This is a genomic window from Salinarimonas rosea DSM 21201, assembly GCF_000429045.1.
Taxonomy (GTDB): Bacteria; Pseudomonadota; Alphaproteobacteria; order Rhizobiales; family Beijerinckiaceae; genus Salinarimonas; species Salinarimonas rosea.
This window is the reverse complement of the sequence record NZ_AUBC01000001.1, coordinates 105,337-120,675: the sequence shown is the minus strand read 5'-3', so window position 1 is coordinate 120,675 and position 15,339 is coordinate 105,337. Positions and strand designations below refer to the sequence as shown.

The following is a 15,339-nucleotide window of genomic DNA, read 5'->3' as shown; positions in this document are numbered from 1 at the left end:
CTGTGCTGTGCGGTGAGCAAGGTAATCCATGCACGCGCGCGGCTCGCGCCCGTGCTCCGGAGCGCTTATACCGATCGGCATCGATTGTGGACAGACGATGGACGACATGACCCTTCTCGACGCGCTGCCTCTTCTCGACGCCCTTCGCACCCGCCGCTCGAGCCCCACGAAGCAGCTCGGCGAGCCCGGCCCCGACGCCGAGACGCTCGACGACATGCTGCGCATCGCCGCGCGCGTGCCCGATCACGGCCGGCTCGCGCCCTGGCGCTTCCTCGTGATCGACCGCGCCGCCGGAGCGCGGCTCGGCGAGACGATCGAGGCCGCCTTCCTCGCCGACAGGCCCGAGGCGGGCGAGGAGGAGCGCGCGATGGAGCGGGGGCGCCTCGTCCGTGCGCCGGTCTGCGTCGCCGTGGTCTCGCGCGCGGCGCCGCATCCGAAGATCCCGGAATGGGAGCAGGTCCTCTCCGCGGGCGCCGCCTGCCAGAACCTGCTCCTGGCGGCGCAGGCGCACGGCTTCGGCGCGACCTGGATCACCGAGTGGATCGCCTTCGACCGGCGCGTCCTCGACGCGCTCGGCCTCGCCCCGCACGAGCGCATCGCCGGCTTCGTCCACATCGGCACGGCGGCGACGAAGATGGCGGACCGACCGCGGCCGGAGCTCGCCGACATCGTCACGCGGCTGTGAGGGATCCCTCGATGTTCTACGAGACCGCCGCCGGCCACCCGCTCCCGCACGACCCGTTCAAGGCGATCGTCGCCCCGCGCCCGATCGGCTGGATCAGCGCGGTCGACGTGCAGGGGCGCGTCAACCTCGCGCCCTACTCGTTCTTCAACGCCGTCTCGGACCGGCCGCACATGGTCGCCTTCTCCTCGGACGGGGAGAAGGACGCGCTCAGCTTCGCCCGCGAGACCGGCGAGTTCGTCTGCTCGCTCGCGACCTGGGACCTGCGCGAGGCGATGAACGCGACCTCCGCCCCGCTGCCGCGTGGGCAGAGCGAGTTCGCGCATGCCGGCCTCACCGCCGCGCCCTCGCGGCTCGTGGCGCCGCCGCGGGTGGCGGAGAGCCCCGTCGCGCTGGAATGCAAGCTCCTGCAGGTCGTGCCGCTCACCGCGCTCGACGGTACGACGCGCTACACGATGGCGATCGGGCAGGTCGTGGGCGTGCACATCGACGACCGCTACCTCGTGGACGGCCTCCTCGACACCGCCGCCATGAAGCCGATCGCGCGCGCCGGCTACCGCGACTACTTCGTCGCGACGGAGGAGACGCGGTTCTCGCTCACGCGCCCCGCGGGCGGGTGAGGGCGATCAGCCGTCGAGGGCGCGGCGGAAGCCGGCGATCGCCTCCGCGAGCGCGTCGCGCACGACGCGTGCCGCCGCGACGGCGGGCTCGGCGCGCGGGACCTCGAATCCGTCGTAGGCCTTCCGCGCGACGTGCCGGAAGCGGCGCGTCTCGTCCACCGCGCGGGCGAGTGCCCCGGAGATCACCGCCGGGCGGGCGCCGGGGATCGGCGACGAGACGCGCCTGACGAGGTCGGCATGATAGGTGGCGGAGAGGACCGGCTTCTCCTCCCCGAGGAGGACGAGGATGCGCTCCAGGGCAGCCTCGAGCGACGTGTGGCCGGCCTGCATCGCCTGGAGAAGGGCCATGCGGCTCTTGTAGGCGTCCAGATCGTCCCCCTCGAGCCCGCCCGCCTCGAAGATCTCCACCGCGCGACCGAAATGGATCAGGGCGGAGGCGACGTCGGCGTCGATCTCGATCCAGCGCGCGTCGCTCATCCCAGCACCACCCAATCGGCCGCCACATGCGCGCGGAAGCGCTCGGTGCACCAGGCCAGCGGCCGGATGTCGGCGGGCAGCCGGGCCTGCGCGCACGCATCCTCGGCGAAGCGCCAGGCCTCGGCGTGGAGCGCGGCGGGGAAGTCGACGAGAAGGTCGAGGTCGCTGTCGTGGCGCATCGCGCCGCGCGCGGCCGAGCCGTAGACCAGGTAGCGACCGCCGTGGACGCGGGCGTAGGCGGCGAGCCGAGCCGAGACGGCCGCGACCGCAGCCGCACGCCGCCCCGCCTCGCGCGCCTTGCGCTCGGGGAGGGTGACGATGGGGCCGGTCGCTGCGTCGCTCATGCCGGGAGGATACAGCGGCGGAGCGCGGCGCGGAAGCGCGCCGCACCCCGGCGTCGGGATCACGCCGCCTGCGCGCGGGGGCGGACCTCGGACATGTAGTCTTCCATCAGCGTCATCGTGATGTTGCCCGGCGTGAAGCGGTGCGGGCCGATCTCGGAGACGGGGGTCACCTCGGCGGCCGTGCCGGTGATGAAGCACTCGTCGAAGGTCGCGAGCTCGTCGGGCATGATGCGGCGCTCCACCAGCTCGAAGCCGCGGCGCTTGGCGAGGTCGATCACCGTGCGCCGGGTGATGCCGTCGAGGAAGCAGTCCGCGATGGGCGTGTGGATCGCGCCGTCGCGGGTGAAGAACACGTTCGCGCCGGTGCACTCCGCGACGCGCCCCTGCCAGTCGAGCATCAGGGCGTCGGCGTAGCCCTTGCGCTCGGCGGCGTGCTTGGAGATCGTGCAAATCATGTAGAGGCCCGCCGCCTTCGAGTGGCACGGCGCCGTCGCCGGGTCGGGGCGGCGGTACTGCGCCATGTCGAGGCGGATGCCCTTCATGCGCTCCTCGGGCTTGAAGTAGCTCGGCCAGTCCCAGGCGGCGATGGCGAGGTGGATCGTGTTGCCCTGAGCGGAGACGCCCATCATCTCCGAGCCGCGCCAGGCGACCGGGCGGATGTAGGCGTCGACGAGGCCGGCCTTGGCGAGCACGAGCTCCTTCGCCGCGTCGATCTCGGCGACGGAGTAGGGAATCTCGAAGTCGAGCACCTCGGCCGAGCGGCGCAGGCGCTGGGAATGCTCCGTCGACTTGAAGATCACGCCGCCGTATGCGCGCTCGCCCTCGAATACGGAGGAGCCGTAGTGCAATCCGTGAGAAAGCACATGCAGCTTGGCCTCGGACCACGGCACCAGGGTGCCGTCGAGCCAGATCAGGCCGTCCCGTTGATCGAAGGGCAGAGGGGACATGAGACCGCTTCTCCTTGAAATGCGGGCCTTTGCGCGGCGGGGCGGCTCCATGTCGCGATCCGTATCCGCAGCGACACGGGATTACCCATATGGAGCCCAGAACGATCGATCATTACGTCGTTCCGGCTTGACGAGTAACAATCCGCCTGAGATATGTCAACAAGGCTGACATAACCGGACGAGGAAATTTTCCGACGTGACCGAGGCGACCGCCAGGACGAGAGACGGCGCACCCGATCCCGCAGCCGCCGAGAGCGCGGCCTCCGATCGCGTGCGCGACGCGGCGCGGGCACACGCCCGCGAGGCCGCCGGCGCCGATCCGGACGTGCCGGCCTACGATCTCATCGAGCTGTTCTTCTTCGCCTACCGGGACTTCGTCTCGGATCCCGACCGCATCCTCGACGATTACGGCTTCGGGCGGGCGCACCACCGCGTCCTGCATTTCGTCTCGCGCAATCCCGGCCTCACGATCGCCGAACTCCTGGAGATCCTGCGGATCACCAAGCAGAGCTTGAACCGCGTGCTGAAAGAGCTGATCGAGAAGGGCTTCGTCGAGGCCCGCCCGGGGACGACCGACCGCCGCCAGCGCCTGCTCTTCGTGACGCAGGACGGCGGCGCGCTGGCGTTGCGCCTCGCACGGCTGCAGACGCGCCGGGTCGGCCGGGCCCTCGCCGACACGCCGCCGGAGGGCCGGGCCGCAGTGGTGGACTTCCTGCTCGCGATGATCGACCCCGACGGGCGCGCCGCCGTGACGCGTCGGGTCGCCGGCCCCGACGGCGGCTCTGGAGGAGCGACATGACGGACGCGCAGGGGATCGGCGCCGCGGCGCCCGGGGCCGAGGCCCGCATCGAGGTCCCCGACCACGCCCCGCACGTCCTCGTCGTCGACGACGACCGGCGCCTGCGCGAGCTCATCTCCAAGTATCTCGCCGAGAACGGCTTTCGGGTCACCGCGGCCGCGAGTGCCGCCGAGGCGCGGGCGAAGTCCGAGCACTTCGTCTTCGACGCTCTCGTCCTCGACGTGATGATGCCCGGCGAGACCGGCTTCGACTACGCCCGCGCCGTGCGCGAGACCTCCGACACGCCGATCCTGATGCTCACCGCCCGCACCGACGCGCAGGACCGCATCACCGGCCTCGAGATCGGCGCGGACGACTACCTGCCCAAGCCCTTCGAGCCGCGCGAGCTCGTGCTGCGGCTCGGCAACATCCTCAGGCGCGCGGCGCCGGCGGCGCCGGCGGGCGAGGCCGCTCCCGGCGACGAGATCCGCTTCGGGCCCTTCGTCTTCCGGCTCGACCGCGGCGACCTGAGGCGCGGCGACGAGACGGTGCGGCTCACCGAGCGCGAGCGCGAGATCCTGACGATCCTCGGTGCGCGGGCCAACGAGAACGTGCCGCGCGAGGACCTCTCCGGCGCCGGCGCGGCGCTCAACGAGCGCACGGTCGACGTCCAGATCAACCGGCTGCGCCGCAAGATCGAGATCGATCCGGCCAACCCCCTCGTCCTCCAGACCGTGCGCGGGGTCGGCTACCGGCTCGTCGCGGAGCGGTGAGCGGCATGGACGGCGCCGGCGCCGCCCCGCGCGAGACCACGCCGCAGGAGGCGATCTCGCCGCGGGCGACCGCGCGGGAGGCGCCCCGATCGCCCGGCGTGCTGCGCCGCGCGCTCGGCGCGGCCGGCGCGCCGATCCGGACATCGGGGCGCATGTACGGCCGCGGCGCGCGCTGGCTCGGCTCGATGATGCCGAAGGGCCTCTACGCCCGCTCGCTCATCATCGTCATCGTGCCGATCGTGCTGCTGCAGTCGATCATCGCCTACGTCTTCATGGAGCGGCACTGGCAGACGGTGACGATGCGCCTCTCGTCGGCCGTCACGGCGGACATCGCGGCGCTGATCGACGTCTGGGAGACCTATCCGCAGGACGAGGAGGGCCGGACGCTCAGGCGCATCGCCACCCAGCGGCTCGGGCTCGACGTGGAGATCCAGCGCGGCGTCGACCTGCCGCCGCCGGGACCCAAGCCCTTCTTCTCCATCCTCGACGCCGCCCTCTCCGAGCAGATCGCCCGGCAGATCGGCCGCCCGTTCTGGATCGACACGCTCGGGCGCTCGAACCTCATCGAGATCCGGATCAAGCTCGACAACGCCGTCATGCGCGTCGTGGCGCGCCGCAGCCAGGCCTACGCCTCGAACTCGCACATCTTCCTGCTGTGGATGATCGGCTCCTCGCTGGTCCTGATGGCGATCGCCATCCTCTTCCTGCGCAACCAGATCCGCCCGATCCTCACCCTCGCGAACGCGGCCGAGAGCTACGGCAAGGGCCGCGAGACCGACTTCCGGCCCCGCGGCGCGCGCGAGGTACGCCAGGCCGGGCACGCCTTCATCGAGATGAAGCGGCGCATCGAGCGCGCGCGCGAGCAGCGCACGACGATGCTGAACGGCGTGTCGCACGACCTGCGCACCATCCTCACCCGCTTCAAGCTGTCGCTCGCGCTGATGGACGCCCCCGACGTCGAGGACCTGCGCCGCGACGTCGACGAGATGACCCGCATGCTCGAGGGCTATCTCGCCTTCGCCCGCGGCGACGCCGGGGAGAGCGCGGTGGAGGTCGATCTCTCCGGGCTGCTGGAGGAGGTCGTCTCCGACGCCCGCCGCCAGGGCCATCCGGTCACGCTCGCGATCGAGGGCGACGCCGGCATCATCGTGCGGCCGGACGCGTTCCGGCGCATGCTCACGAATCTCGTCTCGAACGCCGCGCGCCACGGCGACACGATCGCGGTGCGGGCCGTGCACGAGGGCCGCTGGCTGACGATCACCGTCGACGACGACGGTCCGGGCATCCCGCAGGACCTGCGCGACGAGGTGTTCAAGCCCTTCGTGCGGCTGGACGAGGCCCGGAACCAGGACGAGGGCGGGTCCGGGCTCGGCCTGCCGATCGCCCGCGACATCGCCCGCGCGCACGGCGGCGACATCGCGCTGGAGGAGGCGCCGCTCGGCGGCCTGCGCGCCGTGGTCCGGCTGCCGGGCTGACGATCGTCAGGCGTTGCCGCCGCCGGTGCCGGCGAAGCGGACGATGTCGAGCATGACCTCGGCGAGCGCCGCTTCCAGCCCCAGCATCGCCGCGCGACCCTCGATCGCCGCCACCGGCACGCGCGCCGTGAACACCCGCGCCGCGCCGACGCGCCCGTTCGCCTCGGAGACGGCGCGCACCGCGATCTCGACGACCGCGAGGTTCGTCTCGACGTCGACCCAGAACGTGCGGATCGAGGAGTTGAGCTGCCAGTCGGGCGTGACCCGGTCGCCGGGGCGGGCGACGCCGCCGAGCCGGCTCGCGTTCTCGAAGGTCTCGACGAGGCGCGTCTGGACCAGGGCGGGGAGCTGGTCGGCGTATTGCACGCCCGGCAGGTAGGACAACGCCCCGTCGGGCTCGCGCACCACGACGCGTTCGGTCGAGTAGAGCTCGATCGCCGAGGGCTCGACGATGAGGACGAGGCCCGGCAGCCGCATCGGCGCCGAGACGCGCTCCACCGGCGCGGCGAGACCGTAGGTCACGAGGGCGGGCGCGGAGGCGCACCCGGCGAGGAGCCCGACCGACCCCAGCGCCAGCGCGGCGGCCAGGATGCGCCCTCGCCCCACGTATCGTGTTCCGCTCATCGCCTCACGCCCCCTCGAAACGCGACCCCATCCGAATACGAACCCCGCCGGCGCGTCAACGCCGGCCCTGGTACTCGCGCACGCCCCCGCCGCCGTCTCCGCCGAAGATCACCTGCGACGGGTCGCGCTCGAGCGAGCGCACGGCGCGGCCGATGTCCTCGAGGGTGCGACGCCCTTCCTCGGCGAGCCCGCGCACCTCCTGGATGCCGGTGCCGGTGAAGCTGCCGATGTTCTGGGTGAGCGTCTGCGTGCGCACGTCGAGGTTCTCCGCCAGCACGCGAATCGCGGCGGCCGCCGCGCGGATCTCGTCGAACAGCGCCTCGCCGTCGTCGCCCGCGGCGGTGCCGAGGAAGTCCTCGGCCGCCTGGAGCACGCGGTCGACGCGCCCCGCGGAGGCCTCGAGCTGCTCGGAGATCGAGACCGCGTTGGCGATCACCTGGTCGACCTCGTCCGTGTTGGCGTCGAGCGTCCGCGAGAAGTTCTCGACATTGGCGATCACGCGCTCGATGCGCTCCGAATCGACCGCCTGTGCGATACGGCCGATCTCCTCGAGCGCGAGCGTGACGTTCTCGCGGTTGTCGGCGAGCGTCTGCGAGAAGGCGCGGGCGTTCTCCACCGTCGCCGAGACGGCGGCCGGATCGACGGCGCCGACGAGCGTTTCCACCCGGTCGATGGCGCCGTCGAGCCGCGTCGACGTCTGCGCCAGCGTCTGCGTCAGGCTTTCGGCGTTGGCGATGACGCGATCCACCGCTTCGCGATTGGCCGCCAGGGTCTGGGAGAAGCCCTCGACGTTGCCGAGCGTGGACTGCACGACGGCCGGGTCGATCGCCGCGGCGATCGCGCGCGCGTCCGCCAGGGTGGCGGTGAGGTCGGCGCGGGTGTCCGCCAGCGTCTGCGAGAAGACGCGGGCGTTCTCCAGGGTCGCGCCGACCGTCTGCGGGTCGACCGCCGCGACGAGGGCGTCCACCCGCCCGACCGTGCCGTCGAGGCGCTGGGCGGTGCCCTCCAGCGTTTGCGTCAGCGAACGGGCATTGGCGATGACGGCCTCGACGTCCCCGCGGTTCTCGGCGAGCGTCCGCGAGAAGGCCTCGACATTGGCGAGCGTCGCCTCGACGCGGGCCGGGTCGACGGCGGCGACGAGCCCGTCGATGTCGTCGAGCGTGGTCTGCAGCGTCTCGGAGGCCGCGGTGAGGCGCGTCGTCAGCTCCGCCGCCTGGCCGAGCACGCGGTCGATGTTGTCGCGGTTGGCGGCGACCGTCCGCGAGACGCCCTCGACGTTCGAGAGCGTCGCGTCGAGCCGCTCGGAGGAGCGCGCCAGCGTCTCGGTGAGGCTCGCGGCGTCCTCGATCACGGACGCGACCGTCTCGCGGTTGTCCGCGAGCGTCTGCGAGAAGGCGCGCACGTTGACCACGGTCGCATCGAGCGCCTCCGCATCGAGCGCGGCGACGAAGCCGCGCACGTCCGCCACCGTCGCCTCGACGCTCGTCGCGGTCTCGTTGAGGCGCGACACCAGCGCGGCGGCGTCCTCGAAGGCCTGCGCCACCTGCTCCTCGGAATCGGCGAGCGTCTGCGTGAAGGTCGCGACGTTCTCGACCGAGCGGGCCACGCTCTCGGGGTCGATCGCCGCGACGATGTCGTTGACGTTGCGCGAGAGCTCGTCGAGCGAATCGGCCAGCGGCCCGATGCGTCCTGCCGCCTCGCCGACCTGCTCGAGGAAGCGGTCGATCGCCGGCGCGTTCTCCGCGAGCGCGCGGGAGAAGGCTTCGACGTTCTGGACGGTGGAGGCGATCGCCTGGTCGTTCTCGGCGACGAGCGTGTCGAAGCGGTCGAACACGTCGGAGGCGCGCCGGGCGATGTTGCGGGCGCTCTCGATCAGGTCCTGGAAGTCGGACGGCTCGGCGACGATGACCGGCGGGCCGGGCTCCGGGTGGGGCAGGAGCGGCTCGGCCTGCGCGCTGCCGCCGGACAGCGCCACCGAGGCGATGCCGGTCAGGCCCTGGAACTCGAGCCTTGCCGTCGTGTCCTCGCGCAGCGGCACGGAGGGGTCGACGGTGACGTCGGCGACGACGCGGCTCGGGTTGTCCTGCGCGATGGCGAGGTTCGTCACCTCGCCCACGCGGATGCCGTTGAAGTTCACGGGCGCGCCCCGCGAGAGGCCGGCAACCGACCCTTCGAAGACGATGCGGACCTGCGCCCGGGCGCCGGCGCTCTCGCTGACCGCGAACCAGTAGACGAACAGGAACGCCGCGGCGACGACGAGAAGGGTGAAGAGGCCGATGATGGCGTAGTTGGCACGCGTTTCCATGATCGTCCCTCACGCGCTCTCGGATGCGACCGCGCGCGCGCGCTTGCCGTGGAAGTAGGATCGCAGCCACGGGTGGTCCGAGGCCAGCATGGTCTCGATCGGCCCCTCGGCGATGACCCGCTGCTCGGCCAGCGCCGCGATCCGGTCGCAGACCGTGAACAGGCTGTCGAGATCGTGGGTGACCATGTACACGGTCAGCCCCAGCGTGTCGCGCAGGGTGGCGATCAGGTCGTCGAAGTCCGCGGCGCCGATCGGGTCGAGGCCCGAGGTCGGCTCGTCCAGGAAGACGATGTCCGGATCGAGCGACAGTGCGCGGGCGAGCGCCGCGCGCTTGATCATGCCGCCCGAAAGCTCCGAGGGAAACTTGTCGGCGGCGTCGGGCTTGAGGCCGACCATCTCGATCTTGAGCATGGCGAGGTCGTCCATCATCGCCTGCGACATCTCCCGGTGCTCGCGCATCGGCATCTGGACGTTCTGCTTGACGGTGAGGCCGGAGAAGAGCGCGCCGTTCTGGAAGAGCACGCCCCAGCGGGTCTCCATGTCGCGGCGCTCGCGTGCGGAGAGCCCGGCGCGATCGCGCCCGAAGATCTCGATCGCGCCGGCGCGCGTCGGCAGGAGCCCGAGGATCGCGCGGGTGAGGACGGACTTGCCGGTGCCCGAGCCGCCGACGAAGCCGAGGATCTCGCCCCGATAGACGTCGAGGTCGAGGTTACGGAAGATCGTCTTGTCGCCGAAGCCGACCTCGAGCCCCCGCACGCGGATGATGCGGTCGCGGTCCCGCGGGGCGGGGCCGAGGTCGTCGATGCGGGGCGGCTCGTCCATGCCTCAGAAGTCCAGCGCGGCGAAGAACATGGCGAACAGGCCGTCGAGGACGATCACCATGAAGATGGCCTTCACCACCGACGCCGTGACGTGCTGGCCGAGCGATTCCGCCGAGCCCTTCACGGCGAGCCCCTCGATGCAGGCGATGATGCCGATGATGATCGCCATGAAGGGCGCCTTGATCAGGCCCACCAGGAAGGTCGACAGGTCGATCGCCTCGCGCAGGCGGGCGATGAACACGTCGGGCGCGACGTCGCCGTAGACCCAGGCGACGAGGCCGCCGCCCAGGATCGCCGACATCGAGGCGCAGAAGGCCAGCAGCGGCAGGCCGATGACGAGCCCGAGCAGCCGCGGCACGACGAGGACCTCGATCGGGTCGAGGCCCATGACCCGCAGCGCGTCGATCTCCTCGCGCATCTTCATCGCGCCGATCTCGGCGGTGAAGGCCGAGCCGGAGCGGCCGGCGACCATGATCGCCGACAGGAGCACGCCCAGCTCGCGCAGGACGAGGATGCCGATCAGGTCGACGGCGAAGGTCGCGGCGCCGAACTGGCGCAGCTGGAAGATGCCCTGCTGGGCGATGATCGCGCCCACCACGAAGGAGATGAGCAGGATGATCGGCAGGCCGCGCAGCGCGATCTGGTCGATCTGGTTGACGAGGGAGGTGCCCCGGAAGCGCCACGGCTTCGCCGCGACGCGCAGGAGCGCCATCATCACCTCGCCGAGGAAGACGATGCCCGAGACGAGGTCGCGCCCCGCCTCCGTCATCACCCGGCCGACGTCGACGAGGAAGTCCACGACGGGCGAGGTGCGCGCGTGCTCGGGCAGCTCCAGCCCGGCGCGGGAGACTTCCCCGAGCAGGGTCGCGTGCCGGTCGCTCGCGCCTCGGAGCGCGGGCTCGGCGCCGGCCGCGGCGATGGCGCGCCGGGCGCGCTCGATGGCGACGGCGCCGGCCGTGTCCAGGCGGCCGATCCCGGACAGGTCGAGCGTCGTCGCGCCCTTGTCTCGGGCGGCCTCCACGAGGGTGCCCGCGGCGCGCTCGAGCGCGGTGCCGAACTCCGCCGTCCAGTCCCCGGAGAGGGCGAGCGCGCCCGAGGCGGCATCCGCCTGCGGAGCCGGCCGGCGCTCCTCCTCGGGAGCCGTCGCCTGGGGCGCGTCGGTCGCGGACACGTGGCTCGACCCGTCAATCGCCAATACGCATGATGCATGGGTGATAGCGCGTACGGGCTTCCCGGTCGAGGCCGCCCGGTCTATTCCTGGGGCATGATGCACCGAAGCCTCACCGTCGCCGCCGAAGCCTTCCCGATCGCCGGCCGTTTCACCATCTCCCGCGGCTCCCGCACGGAGGCGGTCGTCGTCCTCGCGACCATCGCCGAGGGCGGGGCGATCGGCCGGGGCGAGTGCGTGCCCTACGCACGCTACGGCGAGAGCGTGGAGAGCGTGGTGGCGCAGATCGAATCCGTCCGCGCGATGCTCGAGGGGGGCATGGGCCGCGAGGCGCTCCAGGACGTGCTGCCCGCGGGCGCGGCGCGCAACGCGATCGACTGCGCCCTGTGGGACCTCGACGCGAAGCGCTCCGGCGTGCCCGCCGCCGTCACCGCCGGGGTCGACCGGCTGCGGCCGGCGACGACGGCCTACACGATCTCCCTCGACACGCCGGAGGCGATGGAGGCGGCCGCCGCGAAGGCGTCGGCGCGGCCGATCCTGAAGATCAAGCTCGGCGCGCCCGACGGCGACGCCGCCCGCATCGCCGCCGTGCGCCGCGGCGCGCCGGACGCGACCCTCATCGCCGACGCCAACGAGGGCTGGAGCGTCGAGACGCTGCCCGCGCTCGTGGCCGCCTGCGCCGACGCCGGCTTCGCCCTGGTCGAGCAGCCGCTCCACGCCTCGGCGGACGAGGCGCTGCGCGGCATCGATCGGCCGGTGCCGTTGTGCGCCGACGAGAGCGCCCACGACCGTGCGAGCCTGCCGCGGCTCGACGGGCTCTACGACCTCGTCAACATCAAGCTCGACAAGACCGGCGGCCTCACGGAGGCGCTGGCGATGGCCGAGGCCGCGCAGGCGCGCGGCATGGGAATCTTCGTCGGCTGCATGCTGGCCACCTCGCTCGCCATGGCGCCCGCCATGCTGCTCGCCCCGCGCGCCCGCTTCGTCGACCTCGACGGCCCGCTGCTGCTGGCGCGGGACCGCGAGCCCGCGCTCGTGTTCGACGGCTCGCTGGTGCACCCGCCCGAGCGGGCGCTCTGGGGCTGAGGGTCGTCTGCGACGTCTCCAGAGGCCGCCGACAGCCACCTCCCCGCAGGGGAGGACGAAGGCCGCAGGCCGGAGGGTGGGGAGGGCGGCGATACCGCTCGCCACGACGGTCGAACGGCCCCACCGCCCGCGCTGCGCGCGGACTCCTCCCGTCCGGGGAGGAAGCGGGCGAGGACGCGAGGCGGCTTGCGGATCGCGGTGCGCGCCGCTCTTATGGGCGCCAACCACGAGACCGCGAGGAGACGCCCCGATGAGCGAGTTCTACGACGCGCGCGACACGCAGGATCCCGCCGCGCGCGAGGCCGACCTGTTCGCCCGCCTTCCCGCCGTGCTCGAGGCGGCCCTGCGCGCGCCGGGATGGCGGGCGCAGCTCGGCGACGTCGACCCCGCCGCGGTGACGAGCCGCGAGGCGCTCGCGCGCCTGCCGGTCCTGCGCAAGTCCGACCTGCCGCGCCTGCAGAAGGAGAGCCCGCCCTTCGGCGGCTTCCTGCCGGACGGCACGCACGGCCTGCCGCACCTGTTCACCTCGCCCGGGCCGATCTACGAGCCGGAAGGGGAGGGGGCCGACCCCTGGCGCGCCGCGCGCGGCCTCCACGCGATCGGCCTGCGGCCGGGCGACGTCGTGCTCAACACCTTCTCGTATCACCTGACGCCCGGCGGCTTCATCATGGATTCGGGCGCGCGCGCGCTCGGCTGCTCGGTGATCCCCGCCGGTCCCGGCAACACGGAGGCGCAGCTCGAGCTGATCGAGACGCTGCGCCCCGTCGCCTATGCAGGCACGCCGGACTTCCTCAAGATCCTGCTCGATGCCGCAGCCGAGACGGGGCGGGACGCCTCGTCGCTGACCAAGGCGGTGGTCTCGGGCGCGGCCTTCCCGAAGTCGCTCCAGGCGGAGCTCGCCGGCCGCGGGGTCGTCGCGCGCCAGGCCTACGCCACCGCCGACATCGGCTTCATCGCCTACGAGACGCAGGCCGGAGAGGGGATGTCCGTCAACGAGGACGTGATCCTCGAGATCGTCGGGCCGGACGGCCTGCCCGTGGCGCCGGGCGAGGTCGGCGAGGTCGTGGTGACGACGCTCGAGCCGCGCCATCCGGTGATCCGCCTCGCGCTCGGCGATCTGACGGCCGCGCTCGTCGAGCCGAGCCCGTGCGGGCGCACGGCCATGCGCATCAAGGGCTGGATGGGCCGCGCCGATCAGACGACGAAGGTCAAGGGCATGTTCGTGCGCCCCGAGCAGGTGGCCGAGATCGCCCGCCGCCACCCCGAGATCGGCAAGGCCCGGCTCGTGGTGCGCCGCGTCGGCGAGAGCGACGCGATGACGCTCGACGCGGAGACGGGCATGGCGACGCCGGCGCTGAAGCAGGCGCTGGAGGACACCGTGCGCGCGGTGCTCAAGCTGCGCGGCGAGGTCGCCCTCGTCGCCCCCGGCAGCCTTCCCGACGACGGCAAGGTGATCGCCGACGAGCGCCCGATCGGCTGACCCTCGAGTCGGGCCCTGCACACTTTTCGTGCGGACGGGCGCGATCTCCCTCTTTTCTCGCGAGGGTTCGCCACCTATCATGTCCGAAGTCGAAACAAGCGAAAGGAGGTGGTCCAGTGTCTCTTTGTCAGCGCTGTCACCTCGCCGAGGCTGCCCGCTGAGGTCTTCGGACCCCTGACTGGCCTCACGCGTGAGCACCTCGGTGCTTAGCACGGCGAGACATCGTAGAGCCCGCCGGGAGGGAAGCCTCCCGGCGGGCTCGCTCTTTCGGGGGCGGCCGTCTAGCCGCCTTCGCCGCGGAACTTCTCGGTGCGCACGACCTCCACGCTCTCCAGCCAGACGATGCCGGAGTGCCGCTGGAAGCTCTCGCGCGCCAGCGCCTCGGCGATGCGCTCGGCGGCGGCGCGGTCGAGCATCACCGCCTCGAGCTTGACGATCGAGAACTCGCGCACGAGCGAGGCGCCGTCGGCGGGGTGGACGCCGTGCGCGCCCTTGCCGCCGCCGGGGAAGATCGAGTAGCCGCTGACCTTCTCGGCTTCGAGGATGCGCTCGATCTGCGGCAGGAGGAAGCGTTCGGCGACGATCGAGATCTTGGTGGCCGGTGTCGTCATGGGGAGGCCTCTCAGGCGGGGAACACGGTCTGCGCGAGCGCGAGCCAGAGCGGGATGGAGAGGAGCGCGACCGGCGTGCCGATGCCGGTGGAGGAGCCGACATAGGTCGAGGGGTTCGCCGTCGGGATCGCCGCGCGCAGCGTCGGTGGGCCGGAGATGTCGGAGCTCGACGCGGCCATGACCGCGAGCAGCACCACGCCGCCGGGCGAGAAGCCGGTGAGGACGTGGGCGACCCAGCCGAGCCCGAAGCCCAGAAGCCCGTGCACCAGCGGCGCCGCAATCGCGTAGGCGGCGTAGACGTGCGCAACGCGGCGCATCTCGGCGAGGCGGCTGTAGGCCTCCATGCCCATGACCAGCATCAGGATCGACAGGAGCCCGCGGAAGAGCGGGTCGTAGAAGCTCTCGTAGACCGATTCCGGCCGCGCGAGGAGACCGATCGCGAGGCCGAGCAGCAGCGCCGACAGCGCGGCGCCGCGCAGGCTGTCGACGACGATCGGCCAGAGCGCCACGCGCGCACCGTCGCCCTCCTTGCGCCGCCGGTGCATCTGGGCGAGCACAATCGCGGTGACGAGCGCGGGGATGTCCATGAACGGGTAGAGCGCCGGCACCCAGCCCTCGAACGCGACGCCCTCGCCGTCGAGGATCACCATGCCGGCCGCGAGCGTCGAGGCCGAGACGGCGCCGAACAGCCCTGCCGTCGCGACCCCGTCCTCGACCCGCACGCCGGGCATCCGCGCCAGCGTGAACCGCCCGATCAGCACGATCGCCACGCCGAGGACGGCCGCGACCAGCGCCGGCACAGCCAGCGCGGCGAGCTCCGCCTCGCGGATCTCGATGCCCGCGCCGAGCCCGATCCGCAGGAGCAGCAAGGCGACGACGAAGCGGTAGATCGCGTCCGGGATCTCGAAGCGGCTGCCCAGCGCAGCCAGCACCATGCCGCCGATCAGGAAGGCGAGGGTGGGCTTCTGGAGCTGGGCGAGGAAGGTGGCGAGGAAGTCGAGGACCATGGCGGCGGAGGCTCGCTGGACGTGGCGCGGGCCCCCTGACTACATGCCTATCCGTGATCTGTATAATTCATTGTTTTGGAGATATCGTTCGCATCACATGAACGATGAAGGCCCGCGCGGCGTGTCCCCCGCACGGGCCTC

Annotated in this window: 16 protein-coding genes; 7 read left to right on the top strand and 9 right to left on the bottom strand. The window is 72.2% G+C overall.

The window, feature by feature from the left end; genetic code table 11:
• Positions 1-106 precede the first annotated feature (106 nt).
• Together G407_RS0100560 and G407_RS0100555 are read left to right on the top strand one after the other, a co-directional pair.
• Positions 107-685 (top strand): nitroreductase family protein, encoded by a 579-nt coding sequence (locus tag G407_RS0100560; protein ID WP_029029238.1) that lies wholly within the window; start codon positions 107-109, stop codon positions 683-685.
• An 11-nt stretch (positions 686-696) separates the two neighbouring features.
• Entirely contained in the window at positions 697-1,302 is a 606-nt protein-coding gene (locus tag G407_RS0100555; RefSeq protein WP_029029237.1) for a flavin reductase family protein, read from the top strand.
• A 6-nt stretch (positions 1,303-1,308) separates the two neighbouring features.
• On the opposite strand, the gene G407_RS0100550 is transcribed toward G407_RS0100555, so the two are convergent.
• Genes G407_RS0100550 through G407_RS0100540 form a run of 3 tightly spaced genes read right to left on the bottom strand, consistent with a single transcriptional unit; the run spans position 1,309 to position 3,070 of the window.
• The gene (locus tag G407_RS0100550) at positions 1,309-1,779 is read right to left on the bottom strand and encodes a ribonuclease toxin HepT-like protein (RefSeq protein ID WP_029029236.1); all 471 of its coding nucleotides are present in this window, start codon (positions 1,777-1,779) and stop codon (positions 1,309-1,311) included.
• Entirely contained in the window at positions 1,776-2,123 is a 348-nt protein-coding gene (locus G407_RS0100545; RefSeq protein WP_156917429.1) for a nucleotidyltransferase family protein, read from the bottom strand. The genes G407_RS0100550 and G407_RS0100545 overlap by 4 nt, the downstream gene beginning before the upstream one ends.
• A 59-nt stretch (positions 2,124-2,182) precedes the next feature.
• On the bottom strand, positions 2,183-3,070 hold the full coding sequence (locus G407_RS0100540; protein ID WP_029029234.1) for a branched-chain amino acid aminotransferase: 888 nt from the start codon (positions 3,068-3,070) through the stop codon (positions 2,183-2,185).
• Between the two features lie 196 nt (positions 3,071-3,266).
• Between G407_RS0100540 and G407_RS24905 the strand changes: the two genes are divergently transcribed.
• The 3 genes from G407_RS24905 to G407_RS0100525 are packed head-to-tail and all read left to right on the top strand — an operon-like array spanning position 3,267 to position 6,096.
• Entirely contained in the window at positions 3,267-3,869 is a 603-nt protein-coding gene (locus G407_RS24905) for a MarR family winged helix-turn-helix transcriptional regulator (protein WP_043538678.1), read from the top strand.
• A complete protein-coding gene (locus G407_RS0100530) occupies positions 3,866-4,621 on the top strand; it encodes a response regulator (protein WP_052340764.1) in 756 nt (251 codons plus the stop codon). Before G407_RS24905 ends, G407_RS0100530 begins: the two co-directional genes overlap by 4 nt.
• Positions 4,622-4,626: 5 nt before the next feature.
• Positions 4,627-6,096 carry an ATP-binding protein gene (locus G407_RS0100525; RefSeq protein WP_084327126.1) on the top strand — a complete coding sequence of 490 codons (1,470 nt, stop codon included), beginning with the start codon at positions 4,627-4,629 and terminating at the stop codon, positions 6,094-6,096.
• A gap of 6 nt (positions 6,097-6,102) precedes the next feature.
• Here the strand turns inward: G407_RS0100525 and G407_RS0100520 are convergent, their stop codons facing one another.
• From G407_RS0100520 to G407_RS24895, 4 genes are read right to left on the bottom strand one after another with little or no spacing between them, the layout of a single operon-like run.
• On the bottom strand, positions 6,103-6,720 hold the full coding sequence (locus tag G407_RS0100520) for an ABC-type transport auxiliary lipoprotein family protein (RefSeq protein ID WP_029029231.1): 618 nt from the start codon (positions 6,718-6,720) through the stop codon (positions 6,103-6,105).
• A 55-nt stretch (positions 6,721-6,775) separates the two neighbouring features.
• Positions 6,776-9,025, bottom strand: a complete 2,250-nt coding sequence (locus tag G407_RS30050) for an MlaD family protein (RefSeq protein ID WP_052340760.1) — start codon at positions 9,023-9,025, stop codon at positions 6,776-6,778.
• A gap of 9 nt (positions 9,026-9,034) precedes the next feature.
• Positions 9,035-9,847: an ABC transporter ATP-binding protein gene (locus G407_RS0100510; protein ID WP_084327124.1), complete on the bottom strand. Its 813-nt coding sequence runs from the start codon at positions 9,845-9,847 to the stop codon at positions 9,035-9,037.
• Between the two features lie 3 nt (positions 9,848-9,850).
• On the bottom strand, positions 9,851-11,017 hold the full coding sequence (locus tag G407_RS24895) for an ABC transporter permease (protein ID WP_052340758.1): 1,167 nt from the start codon (positions 11,015-11,017) through the stop codon (positions 9,851-9,853).
• A 96-nt stretch (positions 11,018-11,113) separates the two neighbouring features.
• On the opposite strand from G407_RS24895, the gene dgcA reads away from it, so the two are divergent.
• Together dgcA and G407_RS0100495 are read left to right on the top strand one after the other, a co-directional pair.
• A complete protein-coding gene (dgcA, locus tag G407_RS0100500; RefSeq protein ID WP_029029229.1) occupies positions 11,114-12,100 on the top strand; it encodes an N-acetyl-D-Glu racemase DgcA in 987 nt (328 codons plus the stop codon).
• Positions 12,101-12,350: 250 nt separating this feature from the next.
• Complete coding sequence (locus tag G407_RS0100495; protein WP_029029228.1) at positions 12,351-13,580, top strand: phenylacetate--CoA ligase family protein; 1,230 nt, start codon at positions 12,351-12,353, stop codon at positions 13,578-13,580.
• Between the two features lie 281 nt (positions 13,581-13,861).
• Here G407_RS0100495 and G407_RS0100490 read toward each other — a convergent pair whose 3' ends face one another.
• Both G407_RS0100490 and G407_RS0100485 read right to left on the bottom strand, forming a co-directional pair.
• Entirely contained in the window at positions 13,862-14,191 is a 330-nt protein-coding gene (locus tag G407_RS0100490) for a P-II family nitrogen regulator (RefSeq protein ID WP_029029227.1), read from the bottom strand.
• A gap of 11 nt (positions 14,192-14,202) precedes the next feature.
• On the bottom strand, positions 14,203-15,198 hold the full coding sequence (locus tag G407_RS0100485) for a sodium-dependent bicarbonate transport family permease (RefSeq protein WP_029029226.1): 996 nt from the start codon (positions 15,196-15,198) through the stop codon (positions 14,203-14,205).
• Between the last annotated feature and the right edge of the window lie 141 nt (positions 15,199-15,339).